Source organism: Rhodanobacter sp. UC4448_H15, from assembly GCF_052978265.1.
This window is the reverse complement of the sequence record NZ_CM129665.1, coordinates 2,352,572-2,371,832: the sequence shown is the minus strand read 5'-3', so window position 1 is coordinate 2,371,832 and position 19,261 is coordinate 2,352,572. Positions and strand designations below refer to the sequence as shown.

General features: G+C 68.1%; 19 protein-coding genes. All 19 read left to right on the top strand.

What is annotated here, in order from left to right:
- The first annotated feature begins 4 nt into the window (after window positions 1-4).
- The 19 genes from ACVCMI_RS10705 (at window position 5) to nuoK (ending at window position 19,259) form a co-directional block, all read left to right on the top strand.
- Entirely contained in the window at window positions 5-1,351 is a 1,347-nt protein-coding gene (locus ACVCMI_RS10705; RefSeq protein WP_447098839.1) for an aminodeoxychorismate synthase component I, read from the top strand.
- Window positions 1,351-2,172: an aminodeoxychorismate lyase gene (gene pabC, locus ACVCMI_RS10700; protein ID WP_447098840.1), complete on the top strand. Its 822-nt coding sequence runs from the start codon at window positions 1,351-1,353 to the stop codon at window positions 2,170-2,172. The genes ACVCMI_RS10705 and pabC overlap by 1 nt, the downstream gene beginning before the upstream one ends.
- A complete protein-coding gene (gene mltG / locus ACVCMI_RS10695; RefSeq protein ID WP_395118624.1) occupies window positions 2,169-3,209 on the top strand; it encodes an endolytic transglycosylase MltG in 1,041 nt (346 codons plus the stop codon). Before pabC ends, mltG begins: the two co-directional genes overlap by 4 nt.
- Window positions 3,206-3,847, top strand: coding sequence for a dTMP kinase (gene tmk / locus ACVCMI_RS10690; RefSeq protein ID WP_447098841.1), 642 nt, complete (start codon window positions 3,206-3,208; stop codon window positions 3,845-3,847). The genes mltG and tmk overlap by 4 nt, the downstream gene beginning before the upstream one ends.
- The gene (gene holB / locus ACVCMI_RS10685) at window positions 3,844-4,779 is read left to right on the top strand and encodes a DNA polymerase III subunit delta' (RefSeq protein WP_447098842.1); all 936 of its coding nucleotides are present in this window, start codon (window positions 3,844-3,846) and stop codon (window positions 4,777-4,779) included. The genes tmk and holB overlap by 4 nt, the downstream gene beginning before the upstream one ends.
- Window positions 4,779-5,765: a PIG-L deacetylase family protein gene (locus ACVCMI_RS10680; RefSeq protein WP_447098843.1), complete on the top strand. Its 987-nt coding sequence runs from the start codon at window positions 4,779-4,781 to the stop codon at window positions 5,763-5,765. Before holB ends, ACVCMI_RS10680 begins: the two co-directional genes overlap by 1 nt.
- Before the next feature lie 27 nt (window positions 5,766-5,792).
- A complete protein-coding gene (locus ACVCMI_RS10675) occupies window positions 5,793-8,672 on the top strand; it encodes a sensor domain-containing phosphodiesterase (RefSeq protein WP_447098844.1) in 2,880 nt (959 codons plus the stop codon).
- 83 nt (window positions 8,673-8,755) lie between these two features.
- Window positions 8,756-9,109, top strand: coding sequence for a PilZ domain-containing protein (locus ACVCMI_RS10670; protein WP_136257074.1), 354 nt, complete (start codon window positions 8,756-8,758; stop codon window positions 9,107-9,109).
- Between the two features lie 257 nt (window positions 9,110-9,366).
- A complete protein-coding gene (gene ndhC, locus ACVCMI_RS10665; RefSeq protein ID WP_395118614.1) occupies window positions 9,367-9,723 on the top strand; it encodes an NADH-quinone oxidoreductase subunit A in 357 nt (118 codons plus the stop codon).
- Window positions 9,714-10,271: a NuoB/complex I 20 kDa subunit family protein gene (locus ACVCMI_RS10660; protein ID WP_008435613.1), complete on the top strand. Its 558-nt coding sequence runs from the start codon at window positions 9,714-9,716 to the stop codon at window positions 10,269-10,271. Before ndhC ends, ACVCMI_RS10660 begins: the two co-directional genes overlap by 10 nt.
- 8 nt (window positions 10,272-10,279) lie before the next feature.
- Window positions 10,280-11,008: an NADH-quinone oxidoreductase subunit C gene (locus tag ACVCMI_RS10655; RefSeq protein ID WP_447098845.1), complete on the top strand. Its 729-nt coding sequence runs from the start codon at window positions 10,280-10,282 to the stop codon at window positions 11,006-11,008.
- 2 nt (window positions 11,009-11,010) lie between these two features.
- The gene (locus ACVCMI_RS10650; RefSeq protein WP_395118610.1) at window positions 11,011-12,267 is read left to right on the top strand and encodes an NADH-quinone oxidoreductase subunit D; all 1,257 of its coding nucleotides are present in this window, start codon (window positions 11,011-11,013) and stop codon (window positions 12,265-12,267) included.
- 142 nt (window positions 12,268-12,409) lie between these two features.
- A complete protein-coding gene (nuoE, locus tag ACVCMI_RS10645) occupies window positions 12,410-12,976 on the top strand; it encodes an NADH-quinone oxidoreductase subunit NuoE (RefSeq protein WP_395118608.1) in 567 nt (188 codons plus the stop codon).
- Window positions 12,976-14,286, top strand: coding sequence for an NADH-quinone oxidoreductase subunit NuoF (gene nuoF / locus ACVCMI_RS10640; protein ID WP_395118606.1), 1,311 nt, complete (start codon window positions 12,976-12,978; stop codon window positions 14,284-14,286). Before nuoE ends, nuoF begins: the two co-directional genes overlap by 1 nt.
- 127 nt (window positions 14,287-14,413) lie before the next feature.
- A complete protein-coding gene (nuoG, locus tag ACVCMI_RS10635) occupies window positions 14,414-16,738 on the top strand; it encodes an NADH-quinone oxidoreductase subunit NuoG (protein ID WP_447098846.1) in 2,325 nt (774 codons plus the stop codon).
- A 5-nt stretch (window positions 16,739-16,743) separates the two neighbouring features.
- Window positions 16,744-17,796: an NADH-quinone oxidoreductase subunit NuoH gene (gene nuoH / locus ACVCMI_RS10630; protein ID WP_395118602.1), complete on the top strand. Its 1,053-nt coding sequence runs from the start codon at window positions 16,744-16,746 to the stop codon at window positions 17,794-17,796.
- Window positions 17,797-17,799: 3 nt separating this feature from the next.
- On the top strand, window positions 17,800-18,291 hold the full coding sequence (gene nuoI / locus ACVCMI_RS10625) for an NADH-quinone oxidoreductase subunit NuoI (RefSeq protein ID WP_395118600.1): 492 nt from the start codon (window positions 17,800-17,802) through the stop codon (window positions 18,289-18,291).
- A 9-nt stretch (window positions 18,292-18,300) separates the two neighbouring features.
- Window positions 18,301-18,957, top strand: a complete 657-nt coding sequence (locus tag ACVCMI_RS10620) for an NADH-quinone oxidoreductase subunit J (RefSeq protein WP_395118598.1) — start codon at window positions 18,301-18,303, stop codon at window positions 18,955-18,957.
- Window positions 18,954-19,259: an NADH-quinone oxidoreductase subunit NuoK gene (nuoK, locus tag ACVCMI_RS10615; protein ID WP_136257167.1), complete on the top strand. Its 306-nt coding sequence runs from the start codon at window positions 18,954-18,956 to the stop codon at window positions 19,257-19,259. Before ACVCMI_RS10620 ends, nuoK begins: the two co-directional genes overlap by 4 nt.
- The last annotated feature ends 2 nt before the right edge of the window (window positions 19,260-19,261 follow it).

The following is a 19,261-nucleotide window of genomic DNA, read 5'->3' as shown; positions in this document are numbered from 1 at the left end:
GGGCATGGCTTGCCATCGGCGCCGGCTGGACGGCCGGCGCGATCTTCTCGCGCCGGCGGCGACGCTCCCCGAGCGCTATCCGTGCCTGTTGCAGAGCGTCGTGCACGGCAGCGCGCAATCGCGCTACGACATCCTGTTCGCGTTTCCCGGCGAGCGGCTGGAACTGGTCGCCGATGGCGTGTTGCGCGACGGTGACGGTCGCGTGCAGCCGGGTCGCTTTCTCGATGCGCTGGACCGGGTGTGGCTTGCCGGGCGGTGCCCGGCTGGCGCCGACGAGTTGCCGTTCCACGGCGGTTGGGTTTTGCTGCTGAGCTATGAACTGGCCGCCGAGATCGAGCCCCGATTGAAGTTGCCGCCCAGCTCGACGCTGCCGTTGGCGCTGGCCGTGCGCTGCCCGGCGGCGATCATCGTCGACCATTGGCACGAATGCACCTGGCTGGTCGCCGAGGCCGGCTTCGAGCCGTTGCTCGACCGGCTCGAAGCCGATCTTGCATCGCCGGCGGCATGGCCGCCGTTGCCCGCACTCGAGACCATCGAGGAAGACCCGCCCGGCGACTTCCTCGATGGCGTGCAGCGCATTCACGAACACCTCCGGGCCGGCGACACGTTCCAGGTGAACCTGTCGCGCGGCTGGAACGCCCGCTACGCGCTGCCTCCCCAGCCGGCGGCGCTTTACGACGCCTTGCGCCGCGCCAACCCGGCGCCGTTCGCCGGTTTGCTGCAACAGCCGGGCTGGGCCGTGCTGAGTTCCTCGCCCGAACGCCTGGTGGAAGTGCGCGGCGGCGTGGCGCAGACGCGTCCGATCGCCGGTACGCGCCCGCGGCTGAACGGCGACGACGAGCACGCGCGCATCCGCGAACTGAGCGCCCACCCGAAGGAGCGTGCCGAACACGTGATGCTGCTCGACCTGGAGCGCAACGACCTGGGTCGTGTCTGCGCGCCGGGCACGGTCGAGGTCGACGAGCTGATGGTGGTGGAGAGTTACGCCCATGTTCACCACATCGTCTCCAATGTACGCGGACGGCTGCGCGCCGGCGTGACGCCGGGCGAGGTGATCGCCGCCACCTTTCCCGGCGGCACCATCACCGGCTGCCCCAAGGTACGCTGCATGGAGATCATCGCCGCGCTGGAGCGCACGCCGCGCGGCGCCTATACCGGCGCGCTGGGCTACCTGGACTGCAATGGCGAGCTCGACTTGAACATCCTGATCCGCACCCTGACGCTGAGCGGCGAGCACGTGAGCCTGCGCGCCGGCGCGGGCATCGTCGCCGACTCGGAAGCCGCCGCCGAGCTGGACGAGACGCGCGCCAAGGCACGCGGCCTGCTGCGCGCGCTCGGGAAGCCGGGCTGATGGCGGCGCGGCTGCTGGTCGACGGCGTGGCCGCGGATCGGGTCAGCGTGCTCGACCGCGGCTTCGGTTACGGCGACGGCCTGTTCGAGAGCATCCGCATGGTCGGCACGCGCGCGCCGCTGTGGGCGCGGCACATGCAGCGGCTGACGGCCGGTTGCGAGCGCCTGCTGATTCCCGCACCCGACCCGGACCAGCTCTGGCACGAAACGCAGCAGGTCCGGGCGGACATGGCGCATGCGGTGGTGCGTATCACCGTGACGCGCGGCATCGGCGAGCGCGGTTATGCGCCTCCGACAGCGCCGCGACCCACCCGCGTGGTGGCCGCGTTCCCGCCGCCGCCGGTGGGAGAGGCGGCCATCCACGGCGTGCGCATGCGGGTGTGCCGGCTGCGGCTGGCCGAGCAGCCGCGACTGGCCGGCGTCAAGCATCTGAACCGGTTGGAGCAGGTGCTGGCGCGCGCCGAGTGGAACGATCCGGCGATCGCCGAAGGCGTGCTGTGCGATGGCCACGGCCATGTGATTTCGGCGACCATGGCCAACCTGTTCGCGGTGATCGACGGCGAGTTGCTGACCCCGGCCGTGGACCGCTGCGGCATCGCCGGGGTCGCGCGGGCCGAGGTGCTGGAGGCGATGTCGGCGCGCGTGGCCGAGATCGGGTTGGAGGCCCTGGCCGGGGCCAGCGAGCTGTTCCTGAGTTCGAGCGTGCGCGGCATCGTGCCGGTACAGTCGCTGGAGCGTTGGACCTGGGCACCCGGCGCAGTGGCGCGCCGGTTGCAGCAGCATTGGCGCGATCTGGGATTTTCAATGGAGCAGGGCGGATGAGTGTTCGAGCGATGCGCGGGGCTGCGCGGCTGCACGGGTTGCTGCTGGTGGTGCTGGCGCTGGCGCTCGCTGCGGCGCTGGCGGTGGGCTGGAACGACTACCATCGTTTCAGCGTGACCGCGTTGAACGTATCGCCGCAACAGCAAAGCATCGACGTCAGCCGCGGCACCAGTTTCCGGGGCATCGTCGCCGAGCTGCGGCGACAGGGTCTGACCACGGCCAGCCCGTGGTACTGGCGATTGCTGGCCGAGCAGATGCACGTGGCCGGCAAGCTGCACGCGGGGGAATATGCGCTCGCGCCCGGCATCACGCCGCGCCAGTTGCTGTCGGACATGGCGGCGGGCAAGGTCCTGCAGCGCAACTTCACTATCGTCGACGGCTGGACGTTCGCCGAGCTGCGCCGCGCGCTGGCCCAGGCCGACGTGCTGCAGCACGACACCAGCGGCCTCGACGACGCGACGATCATGCAGCGCATCGGCGCCGGCGGCGAGGCGCCGGAAGGACGCTTCCTGCCAGAGACCTACGCCTACGTGAAGGGCGACGGCGAGCTGGACATCCTGCGCCGCGCCCATGCGGCGATGGAGCGTACGCTGGCGGCGCTTTGGCCGGGGCGTGCGCCGGACTTGCCGCTGGCCAATCCGTACCAGGCGCTGATCCTGGCCTCGATCGTGGAGAAGGAAACCGGCCGCGCCGACGAGCGTGCGAAGATCGCCGGGGTGTTCGTCCGGCGCCTGGAGCATCACATGCTGCTGCAGACCGACCCCAGCGTGATCTACGGCATGGGCGCGCGTTACGACGGCAACATCCGCAAGAGCGATCTCGCCGCCGACACGCCCTACAACACCTACACCCGGCCCGGCCTCCCGCCCACGCCGATCGCCCTGCCGGGCCGGCCGGCGATCGCGGCCGCGCTGCATCCCGCCGCCGGCGATGCGTTGTATTTCGTGGCGCGCGGCGATGGCAGCCACGTGTTCTCCAGCACCCTGGCCGAGCACAACCGCAACGTCGACTGCTACCAGCGGAAGCGCTGCCGATGAGTCCCGCGCGCGGCAGGTTCATCAGCCTCGAGGGCGGCGAGGGCGCCGGCAAGAGCACCTTGCTGGCCGGCGTGCTGGCCTGCCTTCGCCAGCGCGGGCTGTCGGTGGTGCAGGCGCGCGAGCCGGGCGGCACGCCGGTGGGCGAGGCGGTGCGCGCGATCGTGCTGGATCCGGCGCTGGCCCCGCTGGCGGCGGAGACCGAACTGCTGTTGATGTTCGCCTCGCGCGCACAGCTGGTGCGCGAGGTGATCGAGCCCGCGCTGGCTGCGGGGCAGTGGGTGGTGTGCGACCGCTTTGCCGACGCGAGTTACGCCTACCAGGGCGGTGGACGCGGCCAGCCCGCCGCGCGCATCGAGGAACTGGAGCGCTGGGCCTGCGACGGCGTGAAGCCCGATCTCACTTTGCTGCTCGACCTGCCGGTCGCGGCCGGGCGCGCCCGTGCCGCCGGTCGCGGCGAGGCCGACCGCATCGAGTCCGAGGCGGACGCGTTCTTCGAGCGGGTGCGTGCCAGCTACCGCGACCGCGCGGCACAGGAGCCGAACCGCTTCCGCGTCATCGACGCCAGCCAGGCTCCCGGGCAGGTGCTGCAGGCGGCCACGCATGCCTTGATCGAGTGGCTGGAAGGGTCGGCCCGATGAACGCACTGCCATGGCACGAGGATCATTGGTCGCGGCTGCAGGCCCGTCGCGAGCGCGGCGCGCTGCCGCACGCCCTGCTGCTGTGTGGTGCCGCCGGCCTGGGCAAGCGTGCGTTCGCGCAGCGTTTCGTGCGCGGCCTGCTGTGCACCGAGCCGGTGCACGGCGAAGCCTGCGGGCATTGCCGGGGTTGCCGGTTGAGCGCGGCCGGCTCGCATCCGGACCGGGTGGAACTGACCTTCGGCTTGCGCAAGGACGGCACGCCACGCACCGAGATCGTGGTCGACCAGATCCGCGAGTTGTCCGCCCGGCTGGCCATGCGCAGCCAGCTCGGCGGCTGGCAAGTGGTCACCATCGACCCGGCCGACGCGATGAACGCCGCGGCGGCCAATGCCTTGCTGAAGACGCTGGAGGAACCGGCTGCGCAAACCATGCTGATCCTGCTGGCCGATGCGCCGTGGCGGTTGCCGCCGACGATCCGCAGCCGTTGCCAGCGGATCGAGTTCCATCTGCCCGAACCGGCGCTGGCGCTGGCCTGGCTGCAGCGCGAAGGCGTGGCCGACGGCAGGGCGGCGCTGGCGGCAGCCGGTGGCAACCCGGGACTCGCCATGCAATGGAGCCGGCATGGCGCGCTGGAGCAGCGCACCGAAGTCCGCCGCGACCTGGCGGCGCTGGCCGGCGGGCGCGGCCAAGCGGCCGAGGTGGTCAAGCGCTGGCTGGACGACGAGCCGGCGCAACGGCTGTGGTTTGCCGCGCAGGCCGCGGCCGACGAACTGCGCGCCCGTTCGCTGGGCGATCGCCCGCCACTGGGCAGCGCGCTGGACGCGGCGGCGCTGGGCGATTGGCACGACGCCAGCAACCGCGCACGCGAGGGCCTGCGCGGCCCCTTGCGCCCGGATCTGCTGCTGCTGGAGCTGCTGTCCCGGTGGCGCTGATGGACAGTGCCCGGGGCGACGGTGGGCCAGAGTTCTCCGCGAGCACCCGTCTGCTGGTGATCGCGCCGCATCCCGATGACGAAACCCTGGCCACCGGCGTGCTGCTGCAGCAAGTGCTGGCGGCCGGTGGCGAGGTGCGCATCCTGCTGCTGACCGCCGGCGACAACAATCCCTGGCCGCAGCGCGCGCTGGAACGCCGCTGGCGCCTCGGCGCGGCGGATCGGCGCCGCTGGGCGCAGCGGCGCGCGGCCGAATTGCAGCATGCGCTCGCCGCGCTGGGGGTACCGGCGACTGCGTTGCAATCCCTGGACTGGCCCGACCTCGGCGTCACCGGCCTCTTGCTGCGATCGACCGACCTGGCCGTGGCCGCCATCCGCGATGCGATCGACCGCTTCGCCCCCGACCTGATCGCCGTGCCGTCATTGCAGGATCGGCATCCCGACCACAGCGCGGCGCACGTGCTGGTGCGGCTGGCATTGGCCGGCCACGCCACGCCGCCGGCGCTGCTCGCCTACCTCGTGCATGGCGACAAGGGGGATCGGCGCGCCTTGAAGATGCCTGCCACGGCCGCCCAGCTCGCCGGCAAGCGCGCCGCCCTGCAGGCGCATCGCAGCCAACTCGCGTTGAGCGGCAAGCGCCTGCGCCGAATGGCGGAGCGCGACGAAACCTATTTCGAGCCGGACGCTCCGATGCCGGCAGCCCTGCCGTGGCACCCGCCCCGCGTGTGGTGGCGCTGGCTGCGGCTGGACCTGGTGAACCCGGCAACATCGCAGCGCTGGGCCTGGCAGAGCGCGCCGCTGCGACATGACGCGGACGGCACATTGCGCCTGCAGCTGCCCGCGGCTGCGCGTGCGGCGCCGTGTTTCGTGCGGCTGTCGCTGGACTTGTGCTCGCCGTGGATATTCGACCATTGGGGCTGGTGCCAGATCCAAGCCGACGAACCGACCCCCGCCGTCGGTGTTGCGCCCTTGGACCGACCCAGCTAGGTTGCTGCGCAAGCAGGGGAAGACGGCATGCACCTCGAAGAGCCGGACGCGATGCGGGTCAATACGGGCGCCACGGCTGCGACCAGCGAGAGCTATTACGCGGCGCTGTCCGAGATCGGCCAGTTGCTGGTTCGCGCGGTGGAACCTCCGGAACTCTACGACGCCATCATCGAGGTGCTGCAGCGGCGCCTGGGCGCGATGCTGGTGATGATCGGCGAGGCCGACCACGCGGCCGGATGGTTCCAGCGGGTGGCGCCGGTGGCGGTGGCCGCGGACATGCAGGACATCTACCCCGAACAGACCCCGCTGTCCCTGGTGCGGCCCTCGTTCTGGCGCGGCGTGCCGCAGATCGAGCCCGACCTGCGCCGCGTGCCGGGCCTGCAGCGATTGCGCACCGCCTACGAGCGCCATGACGTGGTCGCCGCGATGGCGATACCGGTGATGGTGTTCGGCGAGGTGCGCGCCGGACTGGTGATCCGCGCATCCGACCCCGCGTACTTCTCGACACGGTTGACCGAGCTGCTGCAGCAGGCAGCCGCCAGCATCGGGCTGGGGCTGGAGGCGCAGTCGCAACGCCATCAGTTGCAGCGCTCGGTGCAGCAGGAGGCTCGCCAGCGCCGCGCCTTGCGTCTGCTCAGCGAGATGATCAAGGTGGTCACGCACAGCCCTGACGAAACCCTGCTGCTGGCCGAGAGCAGCGACGTGGCCTGCCGCGTGGGCGGCTACCGCTTCGCGTGGATCGGCCTGTTTGCCGACGACGCGGCCACAAGCTTGCGCCTGCATGCCCACGCCGGCATGGATGGCGTGGTGACGCCGGGGGAGGGTCTCGCCCTGGACGAGCAGAAGCATGCCGGCGATGCCGCGGTCGTCGCCTTGCGCCGCGGCGAGCCGTGCGTTCGCCAGTACGCCGCGGGCGCGCCGCGCGAATGGCCGCTGCCGGGCACGACGCTGGGAGACGGCGCGGTGCTGGCGTTGCCGCTGCGCGTGGGCGAGGCGGTGGTGGGCGTGTTCGTGGTCGGTGCCGACCAGGCCGACGCTTTCACCCCGGTCGAGGTCCAGGTGTTCGCGGAGATGGCGGTCGAGCTTGGCCTGGGCATGCAGATGCAGCGGGCGCACGCGGCGCGGCTGCTGGCCGAGCGCGATCTGCGTTTCAACCTGCAGCACGTGCGCACGGTGCTGTCCAACCAGCATTCCGGGGTGCTGGTGACGACGGCGAACGGGCTGGTGAAGTTCGCCAACGAGGCATTCTGTGCCTTGTTCGGGCTGGCCGAATCGCCGGGCGAACTGGAGGGCCTGCCGTCGGCCGCGCTGCACGCTCGCATCAGTCATCTCTATTGCGAGCCCGAACGCGAGCTCGAACGCATGGCCGGCATCGTGGCGCGCAACGAGGAGTCGCGCGACGAGGAAGTGCTGCTGGCCGACGGGCGCGTACTGCTGCGCGACTTCATGCCGATCTGCATTGACGGCGTGGCGCAGGGCTGCATCTGGCAGCAGCGCGACATCACCGAGCGGAAACTGCACGAGGCGCGCGTCGAGCGGCTGGCGTTCTACGACGTGGTCACCGGTTTGCCCAACCGGCGGCTGTTGTTCGAGCTGCTGGAACAGGCGCGGACCCGAGCCACCGCCGACGATTCCCTGCTGGCAGTGGGCATCCTGGACCTGGACCGGTTCAAGAGCGTCAACGATACCGCCGGCCACAGCGGCGGCGACCGCGTGCTGGCGGAGGCGTCTTCGCGCATCCGCGGCATGCTGCGTGACGCCGACGTGCTGGCCCGCCTCGGCGGCGACGAATTCGCGTTGCTGATCCCCGGCCTGGACAGCCGCGAGCAGCTGGACGTGATCAGCCGCTGCATCCTGCAGGCGCTGCGGGTGCCGTTCAACCTGGACGAGGAGCAGTTGTTCCTGTCGGCAAGCATCGGCTGGACCCTGTTTCCGCTCGACGGCTCCAGCGCCGAGGGGCTGGTCCGCCACGCCGACATGGCGATGTACGAGGCGAAGGAGGCAGGCAAGGATCGCGGCTCGCTGTACGAGCCGGCCATGGAGCTGGAGCAGGTGCGCCTGCAGGCGATGCGCGAGCGGATCGCCCAGGCCCTGCAGCAGTCGCGCTTGCAGCTCCTGTTCCAGCCGATCGTCTACATCGACGGCCTGCCCGGGATCAACGGCGTGGCCGGGATGGAGGCACTGCTGCGCCTCAACGATCGCGAGCAGGAGCTGATCGGCCCGGCCAACTTCATGCACGTGCTGGACGACCCGCAACTTGCCCGGCCGATCGGACGCTACGTGCTGGACGAGGCGCTGCGCTGCTGCCAGGGCTGGTTGCATGCCGGCGTGCCCGTTCCGGTGTCGGTCAACATCAGCACCCGCCACCTGTTGCACCCGGCGTTCTTCGCGGACATCGACGCCGCGCTGGACACCTATCCTGACGTGATGGACGTCGGCTTCGGTATCGAGATCACCGAGACCGGGCCAAGCATGGACCATGCGCGGGCCAAGGTGGTCATCGAGGAATGCCGGCGGCGCGGCATCCGCGTGGGGCTGGACGATTTCGGCACGGGCTCGGCGTCGCTGAGCCACATCCAGCAGCTCGACATCGAGCACATCAAGCTCGACCAGAGTTTCGTGCGCGACATCCTGCATGATGACCGCAACATGGCGATCGCCGCGGGCGTGATCACCACCGCGCGCATGCTGGCCAAGGCGGTGATCGCCGAAGGGGTGGAGACGCCGGTGCAGGGGGATCTGCTGGCGTCGCTGGGCTGCCACCAGTTGCAGGGCTTCTCGATATCGCGGCCGATGGCCGCCGCTTCCGTGCCGGCATGGGTTGCCGGCTGGGCGCCGCCGGCAACCTGGGGCAACCTGGTCAACGAACGGCAGTCGCTGCTGGCCGGCGAAACGACCGGGCAGTGACGCGCGGCAGTGCCTGACGCGCTGCGCCGACCTGCTAAGATCGACGCCGTTGACCGGGACGCAGGCCCGGCGGGGAGCGTGGCATGAAACCGATGGCTGGCCGGCAAGGCATCATCTCGCTGAAGATCAAGGACGCGGCGTCGCTGTACAACGCGTACATGCCGTTCCTCAAGCATGGCGGCCTGTTTGCGCCGACGGCGCAGTCCTATGCCCTGGGCGACGAGGTGGTGCTGCTGGTGACCCTGGCCGACGAGACCGAGCGGCTGTCGGTGGTGGGCAAGGTGGTGTGGATCAGCCCGGTCGGCGCGCAGGGCAATCGCACCGCCGGCATCGGCATCCATTTCAACGAATCCAGCGACGCGGAGGCCGCGCGCAGCCGCATCGAGAACATCCTCGCCGGCACGCTCAATTCCGAGCGACCCACGCAGACCATGTGACGCGCCCGGCGCAAGCCGTGCGTTAGTTCGCAACGCAGCAGCCGTCAAGGCTTGTTGTACCCCATCGCACTGATACAATGCGCGGATTCGCAAACGCGTTTTGCGAGACATCGGGCGCCGGTGGCTTCGATCCGCCGGCGTAGTCGGAGGCCCAGGCCACGCCGATGCACCGAACTGAAGTCGTCGGACCGTGAGCACTTGATCCAAGTTCCCACCGGTCACTGATGCGCCCAAGCGGCGCGGAGGTAGGTTGCATCGTGCTCGCCGAATACTGGCCTGTCCTGTTGTTCATCGCCGTTGCCGCCGGCCTTGGCGTGGTGTTGCTGGTGGTCGGCCTGCTCGCCGGCCCGCGTCGCCCCGAGGCGGAGAAGCTCGCCCCCTACGAATGCGGTTTCGAGGCATTCGAGGACGCACGCATGCGCTTCGACGTGCGCTATTACCTGCTCGCCATCCTGTTCATCATCTTCGACCTGGAAATCGCCTTCCTGTTTCCGTGGGCGGTGGTGTTCAAGCAGATCGGCCTGATCGCGCTGATCGAGATGGGGCTGTTCCTGCTGCTGCTGGTGATCGGCTTTGCTTACGTGTGGAAGAAGGGAGCGCTCGAATGGGAGTGATCGATTCCATCAGCCGGGTGATGCACAACCCCGAGCCGCTGAACCTGGTCGACGACATCCTGCGCCCGGCCGGCGACAACCCCGTCGTGCAGCGCGGCTTCGCCACCACCAGCGTCGACGCGCTGATGAACTGGGCGCGCACGGGCTCGATGTGGCCGGTGACCTTCGGCCTGGCCTGCTGCGCGGTGGAGATGATGCACGCCGGCGTGGCGCGGCTCGACCTCGACCGCTACGGCGTGATCTTCCGCCCCAGCCCGCGCCAGTCCGACGTGATGATCGTGGCCGGCACCCTGGTCAACAAGATGGCGCCGGCACTGCGCAAGGTCTACGACCAGATGCCCGAGCCGAAGTGGGTCATCTCGATGGGCAGCTGCGCCAACGGCGGCGGCTACTACCACTATTCCTACTCCGTGGTGCGCGGCTGCGACCGCATCGTGCCGGTGGACATCTACGTGCCGGGCTGCCCGCCGACGGCCGAAGCATTGATCCACGGCATCCTGCAGTTGCAGAAGAAGATCCGTCGCACCAGCACCATCGCGCGTTCGTGAGGCCCGACATGTCCGATACCTCCGCGAAGTCGCTTGCCGACCAGCTTGTCGCGCGCTTCGGCGACACGCTGGAAGTCAGCACCGAGCGCAACGAGATCATTGCCGACCTGGCCGCCGCCGACCTGGTTGCGGTGGCCACCGCGCTGCGCGACGAGCCGGCGTTCCGCTTCGGCGAGCTGATCGACCTGTGCGGCATCGATTACCTCGGCTACGGCCAGGTCGAGTGGGACACCACCACGGTCAGCGGCTCGGGTTTCTCGCGCGGTGTCGAAGGGCAGGCGCTGGGCCGCTTCAGCTGGGCCGAGCGCCCCAGCGGCGACAGCCAGCCGCGCCGCTTCGCCGCGGTGGTCCAGCTGCTTTCGATCGAGCACAACCGCCGCCTGCGCCTGCGCGTGTTCTGCGCGGACGACAGCCTGCCGGTGGTGCCGTCGCTGACCCCGGTGTGGCCGGGCGTGAACTGGTTCGAGCGCGAGGCGTTCGACCTGTTCGGCATCATCTTCGAAGGGCACCCGGACCTGCGCCGCATCCTGACCGACTATGGTTTCGTCGGCCATCCGTTCCGCAAGGATTTCCCGCTGATCGGCAATGTCGAGGTGCGCTACGACCCCGAGCAGAAGCGGGTGATCTACGAACCCGTGTCGATCGAGCCGCGCGTGCTGGTGCCGCGCACGATCCGTGACGACGCCGACCTGCTGCAGGCCCGGGCTGAAGCCGCCGACAAGTGGCGGGAGAACTGAAGATGGCCCAGGAAATCCGCAACTACACGATGAACTTCGGCCCGCAGCACCCGGCTGCGCACGGCGTGCTGCGCCTGATCATGGAGATGGACGGCGAGACCATCGTGCGCGTCGATCCGCACGTGGGCCTGCTCCATCGCGGCACCGAAAAGCTGGCCGAGTCCAAGCCGTTCAACCAGTCGATCGGCTACATGGACCGGCTCGACTACGTGTCGATGATGTGCAACGAGCACGCCTACGTGCGCGCGATCGAGACTCTGCTGGGGATCGAGGCGCCGGAGCGCGCGCAGTACATCCGCACCATGTTCGACGAGATCACCCGCATCCTGAATCACCTGATGTGGATCGGCTCGAACGCACTCGACCTGGGTGCGATGGCGGTGATGCTCTATGCGTTCCGCGAGCGCGAGGAGCTGATGGACGTCTACGAGGCGGTGTCGGGTGCGCGCATGCACGCCACGTACTACCGCCCGGGCGGCGTCTACCGCGACCTGCCGGCGCAGATGTCGCAGTACCGCGAGTCGCCGTGGCACAAGGGTGCCGACCTCAAGCGCATCAACAGCTGGCGCGAAGGTTCGATGCTCGACTTCCTCGACGCGTTCACCGCCGACTTCCCCTCGAAGGTGGACGAATACGAGGCACTGCTCACCACCAACCGCATCTGGAAGCAGCGCACCGTCGGCATCGGTGTGGTCAGCCCGGAACTGGCCCAGCAGTGGGGCATGACCGGCGTGATGCTGCGCGGCTCCGGCGTGGAATGGGACCTGCGCAAGAAGCAGCCGTACGCGAAATATGCCGAGGTGGACTTCGACATCCCCGTCGGCGTCAATGGCGACTGCTACGACCGCTACCTGTGCCGCGTGGAGGAGATGCGCCAGTCCAACCGCATCATCCGCCAGTGCGTGGAATGGCTGCGCGCCAATCCCGGCCCGGTGATCCTCAACGACTACAAGGTCGTGCCGCCCCATCGCGAGGTGATGAAGGAGAGCATGGAAGCGCTCATCCATCACTTCAAGCTGTTCACCGAAGGCTATTGCGTGCCGGCCGGCGAAACCTATTGCGCGGTCGAGGCGCCCAAGGGCGAGTTCGGGTGCTATCTGGTTTCCGACGGTGCCAACAAGCCGTTCCGCGTACACCTGCGTGCTCCCGGTTTCGCCCACCTCTCCTCCATGGACACCGTCGTGCGCGGCCACATGCTCGCCGACGTGGTGGCCATGATCGGCACCTACGACCTGGTGTTCGGCGAGGTGGATCGATGAATACGGGAATAGGGAATAGGGAATGGGGAATCGGAAGAGCGGCACGCTTCCGACCGATGCCCCTCGCCGAGAGCTCCGGTGCGCCGCATGCGTTGCCTTTCCCATTCTCCATTCCCCATTCCCCATTCGCTGGTTCAAACCCATGAAAGCCACCGGCAACTACAACCAGGTGAAGCACGTCGATCCGCTCCTCGTGCTTTCCGAGCACACGCGCAAGCACATCGACGCGTGGGTGGCCAAGTTTCCGCCGGATCGCAAGCGCTCGGCGCTGATCCAGGCGCTGTTCGGCGCGCAGGAGCAGAACCGCGGCTTTCTCACCGACGAGCTGATCACCGCGGTGGCGAAATATCTGGACCTGCCGCCCATCTGGGCCTATGAGGTGGCGAGCTTCTACTCGATGCTCGAAACCCGGCCGGTGGGCCGCAACAACGTGGCTATCTGCACCAACATCTCGTGCTGGCTCAACGGTGCCGAGGAGCTGGTCCGCCACTGCGAGCAGAAGCTCGGCATCAAGCTGGGCCAGAGCACGCCCGACGGGCGCGTCTACCTGAAGGCCGAGGAAGAGTGCATCGCCGCCTGCGTGTACGCCCCGGCCGCCACGGTCAACGGGCATTACCACGAACGTCTCACCACCGAAAAGCTCGACGCGATCCTGGATGGCCTGACCCTCGACGGTCCGGCCGCTCACGGCGCGGAGGGGAGTCACTGATGGCCGTCGGACCCGCACCCCAGGAACACCAGGTCGTCTACACGACGCTGCACTTCGACACGCCGTGGGCGATGGAAAGCTACGAGCAGGTCGACGGCTACAAGGCCTGGCGCAAGATCCTCGCCGAGAAGCCCGATCCGGCGTCGCTGGTCGAGGAGATCAAGAAGAGCAGCCTGCGCGGCCGCGGCGGCGCCGGTTTCCCGACCGGGCTGAAGTGGTCCTTCATGCCCAAGGGCACGATGCAGAAATACATCCTGTGCAATTCGGACGAGTCCGAGCCGGGTACCTGCAAGGACCGCGACATCCTCCGCTACAACCCGCACGCGGTGATCGAGGGGCTGGCCATTGCCTGCTACTGCACGGGCTCTACGGTGGCCTACAACTACCTGCGCGGCGAATTCCACCACGAGCCGTTCGAACACTTCGAGGCGGCGCTGAAGGAAGCCTATGCCGCCGGCCTGCTCGGCAAGAACGTGCAGGGCAGCGGCATCGACGTGGACATCCATGCCGCCCTGGGCGCCGGCGCCTACATCTGCGGCGAAGAGACCGCGATGATGGAGTCGCTGGAAGGCAAGAAGGGCATGCCGCGCTTCAAGCCCCCGTTCCCGGCCAATTTCGGCCTGTACGGCAAGCCGACGACGATCAACAACACCGAGACCTACGCTTCGGTGCCGGCGATCCTGCGCCGCGGCGCGGACTGGTTCCTCAACCTCGGCAAGCCGAACAACGGTGGCCCGAAGATCTTTTCGGTGTCCGGCCACGTCAATCGCCCCGGCAATTACGAAGTCCGCCTCGGTACCTCGTTCAAGGATCTGCTGGCGCTGGCTGGCGGCGTGCGCAACGGCCACAAGCTCAAGGCGGTGATCCCGGGCGGCTCCTCGATGAAGGTGCTGCCGGCCGAGATCATGCTCGAAAGCACCATGGACTACGACTGCCTGCAGAAGGCCGGCTCCGGCCTGGGCTCGGGCGCGGTGATCGTGATGGACGAGACCACCTGCATGGTCAGGGTCTGCCAGCGCATCTCGCGCTTCTACAAGGCCGAGTCCTGCGGCCAGTGCACGCCGTGCCGCGAAGGCACCGGCTGGATGTATCGCGTGCTGACCCGCATCGTCGAAGGCAACGGCACACAGGAGGACCTGCACCGCCTGAAGGCCATTGCCGGGCAGATCGAGGGCCACACCATCTGCGCTTTCGGCGAGGCGGCGGCATGGCCGGTGCAGGGATTCCTGAACCGGTTCTGGAACGAATTCGAGTACTACGTGGAGCACGGACACTCGATCGTCGATTCGCGCGATGAGGTCAAGGCATGACCATGCTCTCCATCCGCGCGAATCGGGAATCGGGAATCGGGAACAGGGAATCGCGCCGCGACATCCGGCGGCCCTTCCCATCTCCCATTCTCCATTCTCCATTCCCTGCTCCCCAAGGAGTTGCTGCATGAGTACGCAGCCAACCAGCACCGCTCCCGACCTGGTCAGCATCGAGATCGACGGCAAGCCGGTGCAGATCCGCAAGAATGCGATGATCATCGAGGCAGCCGATGCCGTCGGCGTCGTGATTCCGCGTTTCTGCTATCACCGCAAGCTGCCGATCGCCGCGAACTGCCGCATGTGCATGGTCGAGGTGGAGATGGGCGGGCGCCCGGTGCCCAAGGGGCTGCCCGCGTGCGCCACCCCGGTCACCGAGGGCATGAAGGTGCAGACCCGCTCCAAGCTCGCGCTGCAATACCAGCGCGACGTGATGGAGTTCCTGCTGATCAACCACCCGCTGGATTGCCCGATCTGCGATCAGGGCGGCGAGTGCGAACTGCAGGACGTGGCGCTGGGCTTCGGTCGCAGCGTGTCGCGCTTCACCGAGCGCAAGCGCACGGTGGCCGACGAGAACATCGGGCCGCTGGTGGCCACCGAGATGACGCGCTGCATCCACTGCACGCGCTGCGTGCGCTTCACCAGCGAGATCGCCGGCACCTACGAGCTGGGTGGCATGAGCCGCGGTGAGGACCAGGTCATCGGCACCTACATCGGCAAGACGGTGGAAACCGAGCTGTCCGGCAACATCATCGACGTCTGTCCGGTCGGCGCATTGACCGACAAGGTGTTCCAGTTCAAGGCGCGCGCCTGGGAATTGATCGCCAAGCCGTCGATCGGCGCGCATGACGCGCTGGGTTCCAACCTGTGGCTGCACACGCGCCGCGGCGAGGTGCTGCGGGTGGTGCCGCGCGACAACGAGGCGATCAACGAGTGCTGGCTGTCCGACCGCGACCGCTACAGCCACCAGGGCATGTACGCCCCCGATCGCCTGCATGCTCCGCAGGTGAAGCGCGACGGCCAGTGGCACGACACCACCTGGGAGGACGCGCTGGCGTTCGCCGGCGAGGCACTGAAGAAGGCGCCGGGCAGCGAGCTGGGCATCCTGGCGCACCCGTCGATCTCGAACGAGGAGGGCGACCTGCTGGTGCGCCTGGCGCGTGGCCTGGGCAGTGCCCACCTCGACCACCGTTTGCGCCAGCTCGATTTTGCCGATCACGCCGTGGCGGTACCGTTCGGCATGCCGGTCGCCGAACTGGAAAGGGTACAGGCCGCCTTGCTGGTCGGCTCGGACCTGCGCCAGGAACTGCCGCTGGTCAATCACCGGCTGCACCAGGCGACCAAGAAGGGCGCGCGCGTCTTCGTGGTGAATCCGGCTCGTTTCGATTTCAACTACAAGCTGGCGGGCGAGACGATCGTCGCTCCGCAAGCGCTGGTCGACGCCATGCTGGGGCTGGCCAAGGCTGCAGTGGAAGCCGGTGCCACGGCGCCGGCATCGCTGGCCGGTGCGCTGGACAGCGCCCGCAGCGGGCAGGGCGATGGTGGGGTGATTGCCGCGCTGAAGGCGGGTACCTCGGCGGTGATCCTCGGCGAAGCCGCGGCGACACACCCGCAGGCCTCGTGGCTGCGCGCGATCGCGCACTTCATCGGCGAAGCCACCGGTGCCGGCGTCGATGAGGTGCCGGTGGGCGCCAACGCCATCGGCCTGGGTCGCATCGGCGTGGTGCCGGGCAATGGCGGGCTCGATGCCCAGGCCATGCTGGCGCAGCCGCGCAAGGCGTACCTGCTGTACGGCGTCGAGCCGCCCCACGACTTCGCCGATGGCGCCGCGGCGCTGAAGGCGCTGCGCGGCGCTGACAAGGTCGTGGCGTTCAGCGCCTTCGGCGGTGCCGCGCTGCGCGAGGTGGCGGACGTCATCCTGCCGATTGCACTGCTGGCCGAAATCGACGCGACCCTGGTCAACGTCGACGGATTGGCGCAGGGCGTGATCGCGGGTGCCAAGGCGCCGGGCGAGGCGCGGCCGGGCTGGAAGGTCCTGCGTGCGCTCGGCGGGGCGATGCAGCTGGCCGGTTTCGAGTTCGACGACATCGCCGGTCTGCGCGACGGCATCGGCGAGCGCGCGCAGGCAGCGCGCCAGGGCCTGTCGACGCGTGCGGCGCCTGCCGCGCTCACCCGGTTGGCCACCTGGCCGATCTACCGCGTCGATGCGGTGTTGCGCCGGGCCACCGCGCTCAATGCGCACCCGCTCAATCGTGCGCCGGCGATCCGCCTCAATGAAGCCGAGGCGGGGCGGCAAGGCCTGACCGCCGGCGCGCAGGCGCGCATCGGCGAGGTGCAGTTGCCGGTGCTGGTCGATGCGGCCGTGCCCGACGGCGCTGTGTGGATCGAGGCAGCCCAAGACCTTACCGCCACGCTGCCGCCGCACGGCGCAGCCATCACCTTGAGCAAGGCATAGGCATCATGGCTGATCAACTCATCAACCAGGTCATGTGGCCGCTGATCTACATCCTGTGCATCGTGCTGCCGCTGGTGATCGCGGTGGCGATGTTCGTGTACTGGGAGCGCAAGGTCATCGGCTGGATGCACGTGCGCATGGGACCGAACAAGGTCGGCCCCGGCGGCGTGCTGCAGGCGTTCGCCGACGTGGTGAAGCTCTTGATCAAGGAAGTGATCCTGCCGACCAAGGCCAACCGCTTCCTGTACTTCCTGGCGCCGCTGATCGGGCTGGTCCCCGCGCTGGCGGCCTGGGCGGTGATCCCGTTCAGCGGCAAGATGGTGCTGTCCAACGCCAACGCAGGCATCCTCTACCTGCTGGCGATGACCTCGATGGGCGTCTACGGCATCATCATCGCAGGCTGGGCGTCCAACTCGCGCTACGCGCTGTTGGGCGCCATGCGTTCGGCGGCCCAGGTGATCTCGTACGAGCTGGCCATGGGCCTGTGCCTGGTCTGCGTGATGGTGCTGGCCGGCAGCCTCAACCTCAGCGAAATCGTCAACGCGCAGGCCGGCGGCAAGGGCCTGTTCGACTGGTTCTGGCTGCCGTTGCTGCCGGTCTTCGTGATCTATTTCGTCTCCGGCGTGGCCGAGACCAACCGCCTGCCGTTCGACATGGCCGAAGGCGAGTCGGAAATCGTCGCCGGCTTCCACGTGGAGTATTCCGGGTCGGCCTTCGCGCTGTTCTTCCTGGCCGAATACGCCAACATGATCCTGGTCAGCTTCCTGTCGGCGATCTTCTTCCTCGGCGGCTGGCTCAGCCCGCTGCAGGGCTGGATCTCCGCCGACGCGCCCGGCTGGATCAGCTGGCTGGGGGCAGGCGGCTTCATCTGGCTGTTCATCAAGGCGTTCGTGATGTCGTTCTTCTTCCTGTGGTTCCGCGCCACGTTCCCGCGCTACCGCTACGACCAGATCATGCGCCTGGGCTGGAAGGTATTCATCCCCATTGCCATTGCCTGGGTGTTCGTCGCCGGTCTGCTGAAGTACTACGACCTGGTCAGCATCGGGGTGGGAGCGTAAGCCATGAACGCGGTAACCCGTTATTTGAAGAGTTTGATGCTGGCGGAGCTGGTTGCCGGCATGGGCGTGACGATGCGCTACATGTTCAAGCCCAAGTACACCATGCGCTACCCGATGGAGCACATCCCGAAGTCGAATCGTTTCCGCGGTCTGCATGCGTTGCGCCGCTATGCGAACGGCGAGGAGCGCTGCATCGCCTGCAAGCTGTGCGAGGCGGTCTGCCCGGCGCTGGCGATCACCATCGATTCGGCTCCGCGAGAGAGCGACGGCCAGCGCCGCACCACGCGCTACGAGATCGACCTGTTCAAGTGCATCTACTGCGGTTTCTGCGAGGAGAGCTGCCCGGTCGACTCGATCGTTGAGACCTCGATCCACGAATACCACTTCGAGAATCGCGGCGAGAACGTGGTGGACAAGCAGAAGCTGCTTGCCATCGGCGATCGCTTCGAACAGCAGATCGCTGCGGATCGTGCCCAAGATGCGCCGTACCGCTGAGGCCCTTCGATGAATCCCCAAACGCTGCAAATCATCTGCTTCTACGCCTTCAGCCTCGTCACGGTGGCGGCGGCGCTCTCGGTGATCACGCTGAAGAACACCGTGCACGCCGTGCTCGCGCTGGTGCTCACCTTCTTCAGCGCTGCCTGCCTGTGGATGCTGCTGGACGCCGAGTTCCTCGCGCTGGCACTGGTGGTGGTCTACGTCGGCGCGGTGATGGTGCTGTTCCTGTTCGTGGTGATGATGCTCGACATCGACCTGGAGAAAATGCACGAGGGTTTCGTGAAGTTCCTGCCGGTCGGGGTGATCGTGGCCATCGTGATGCTGGTCGAGATGCTCGGCCTGATCGGCGTGCGGGCGATGCATGCGCGCGACCTGGGCGCTGATCCGGCTGCGGTGGCCGGCATGTCCAACACCGCGTGGCTGGGCCAGGCGCTGTACACCAAATTCCTGTTGCCGTTCGAAGTGGCTGCGCTGGTGCTCACCGTGGGCCTGGTGGCTGCGGTAGCGCTGACCCTGCGCGAACGTCGCGGCGCGCGTTACGAATCCGCCAGCCGGCAGGTCAGGGTCGATCCGCGCGATCGCGTGCGCATCGTCAAGATGGACGCCGTACGCCCGACGCCGGCCGCCGCCGACGAGGGCACCGCAGGAGAATCCAAGCCATGATTTCGCTCGCACACTACATCGTGCTCGGCGCCGTGCTGTTCTGCATCGCCGTGGCCGGGCTGTTCATCAACCGCAAGAACGTGATCGTGCTGCTGATGTCGATCGAGCTGATGCTGCTTGCGGTCAACATGAATTTTGTCGCGTTCTCGCGCTTCCTGGGCGACGTGTCGGGGCAGGTGTTCGTGTTTTTCATCCTCACCGTGGCTGCGGCGGAAGCTGCCGTCGGCCTGGCGATCCTGGTCCTGCTGTTCCGTACGCGCAGCACGATCAATATCGCCGACATCGACAGCATGAAGGGCTGAAC

What these genes read in the sequence shown, in the direction of transcription:
- ACVCMI_RS10705 (WP_447098839.1), top strand. Translation starts at nt 5, where the DNA reads ATGGCTTGCCATCGGCGCCGGCTGGACGGCCGGCGCGATCTTCTCGCG.
- pabC (WP_447098840.1), top strand. Translation starts at nt 1,351, where the DNA reads ATGGCGGCGCGGCTGCTGGTCGACGGCGTGGCCGCGGATCGGGTCAGC.
- mltG (WP_395118624.1), top strand. Translation starts at nt 2,169, where the DNA reads ATGAGTGTTCGAGCGATGCGCGGGGCTGCGCGGCTGCACGGGTTGCTG.
- tmk (WP_447098841.1), top strand. Translation starts at nt 3,206, where the DNA reads ATGAGTCCCGCGCGCGGCAGGTTCATCAGCCTCGAGGGCGGCGAGGGC.
- holB (WP_447098842.1), top strand. Translation starts at nt 3,844, where the DNA reads ATGAACGCACTGCCATGGCACGAGGATCATTGGTCGCGGCTGCAGGCC.
- ACVCMI_RS10680 (WP_447098843.1), top strand. Translation starts at nt 4,779, where the DNA reads ATGGACAGTGCCCGGGGCGACGGTGGGCCAGAGTTCTCCGCGAGCACC.
- ACVCMI_RS10675 (WP_447098844.1), top strand. Translation starts at nt 5,793, where the DNA reads ATGCACCTCGAAGAGCCGGACGCGATGCGGGTCAATACGGGCGCCACG.
- ACVCMI_RS10670 (WP_136257074.1), top strand. Translation starts at nt 8,756, where the DNA reads ATGAAACCGATGGCTGGCCGGCAAGGCATCATCTCGCTGAAGATCAAG.
- ACVCMI_RS10660 (WP_008435613.1), top strand. Translation starts at nt 9,714, where the DNA reads ATGGGAGTGATCGATTCCATCAGCCGGGTGATGCACAACCCCGAGCCG.
- ACVCMI_RS10655 (WP_447098845.1), top strand. Translation starts at nt 10,280, where the DNA reads ATGTCCGATACCTCCGCGAAGTCGCTTGCCGACCAGCTTGTCGCGCGC.
- ACVCMI_RS10650 (WP_395118610.1), top strand. Translation starts at nt 11,011, where the DNA reads ATGGCCCAGGAAATCCGCAACTACACGATGAACTTCGGCCCGCAGCAC.
- nuoE (WP_395118608.1), top strand. Translation starts at nt 12,410, where the DNA reads ATGAAAGCCACCGGCAACTACAACCAGGTGAAGCACGTCGATCCGCTC.
- nuoF (WP_395118606.1), top strand. Translation starts at nt 12,976, where the DNA reads ATGGCCGTCGGACCCGCACCCCAGGAACACCAGGTCGTCTACACGACG.
- nuoG (WP_447098846.1), top strand. Translation starts at nt 14,414, where the DNA reads ATGAGTACGCAGCCAACCAGCACCGCTCCCGACCTGGTCAGCATCGAG.
- nuoH (WP_395118602.1), top strand. Translation starts at nt 16,744, where the DNA reads ATGGCTGATCAACTCATCAACCAGGTCATGTGGCCGCTGATCTACATC.
- nuoI (WP_395118600.1), top strand. Translation starts at nt 17,800, where the DNA reads ATGAACGCGGTAACCCGTTATTTGAAGAGTTTGATGCTGGCGGAGCTG.
- ACVCMI_RS10620 (WP_395118598.1), top strand. Translation starts at nt 18,301, where the DNA reads ATGAATCCCCAAACGCTGCAAATCATCTGCTTCTACGCCTTCAGCCTC.
- nuoK (WP_136257167.1), top strand. Translation starts at nt 18,954, where the DNA reads ATGATTTCGCTCGCACACTACATCGTGCTCGGCGCCGTGCTGTTCTGC.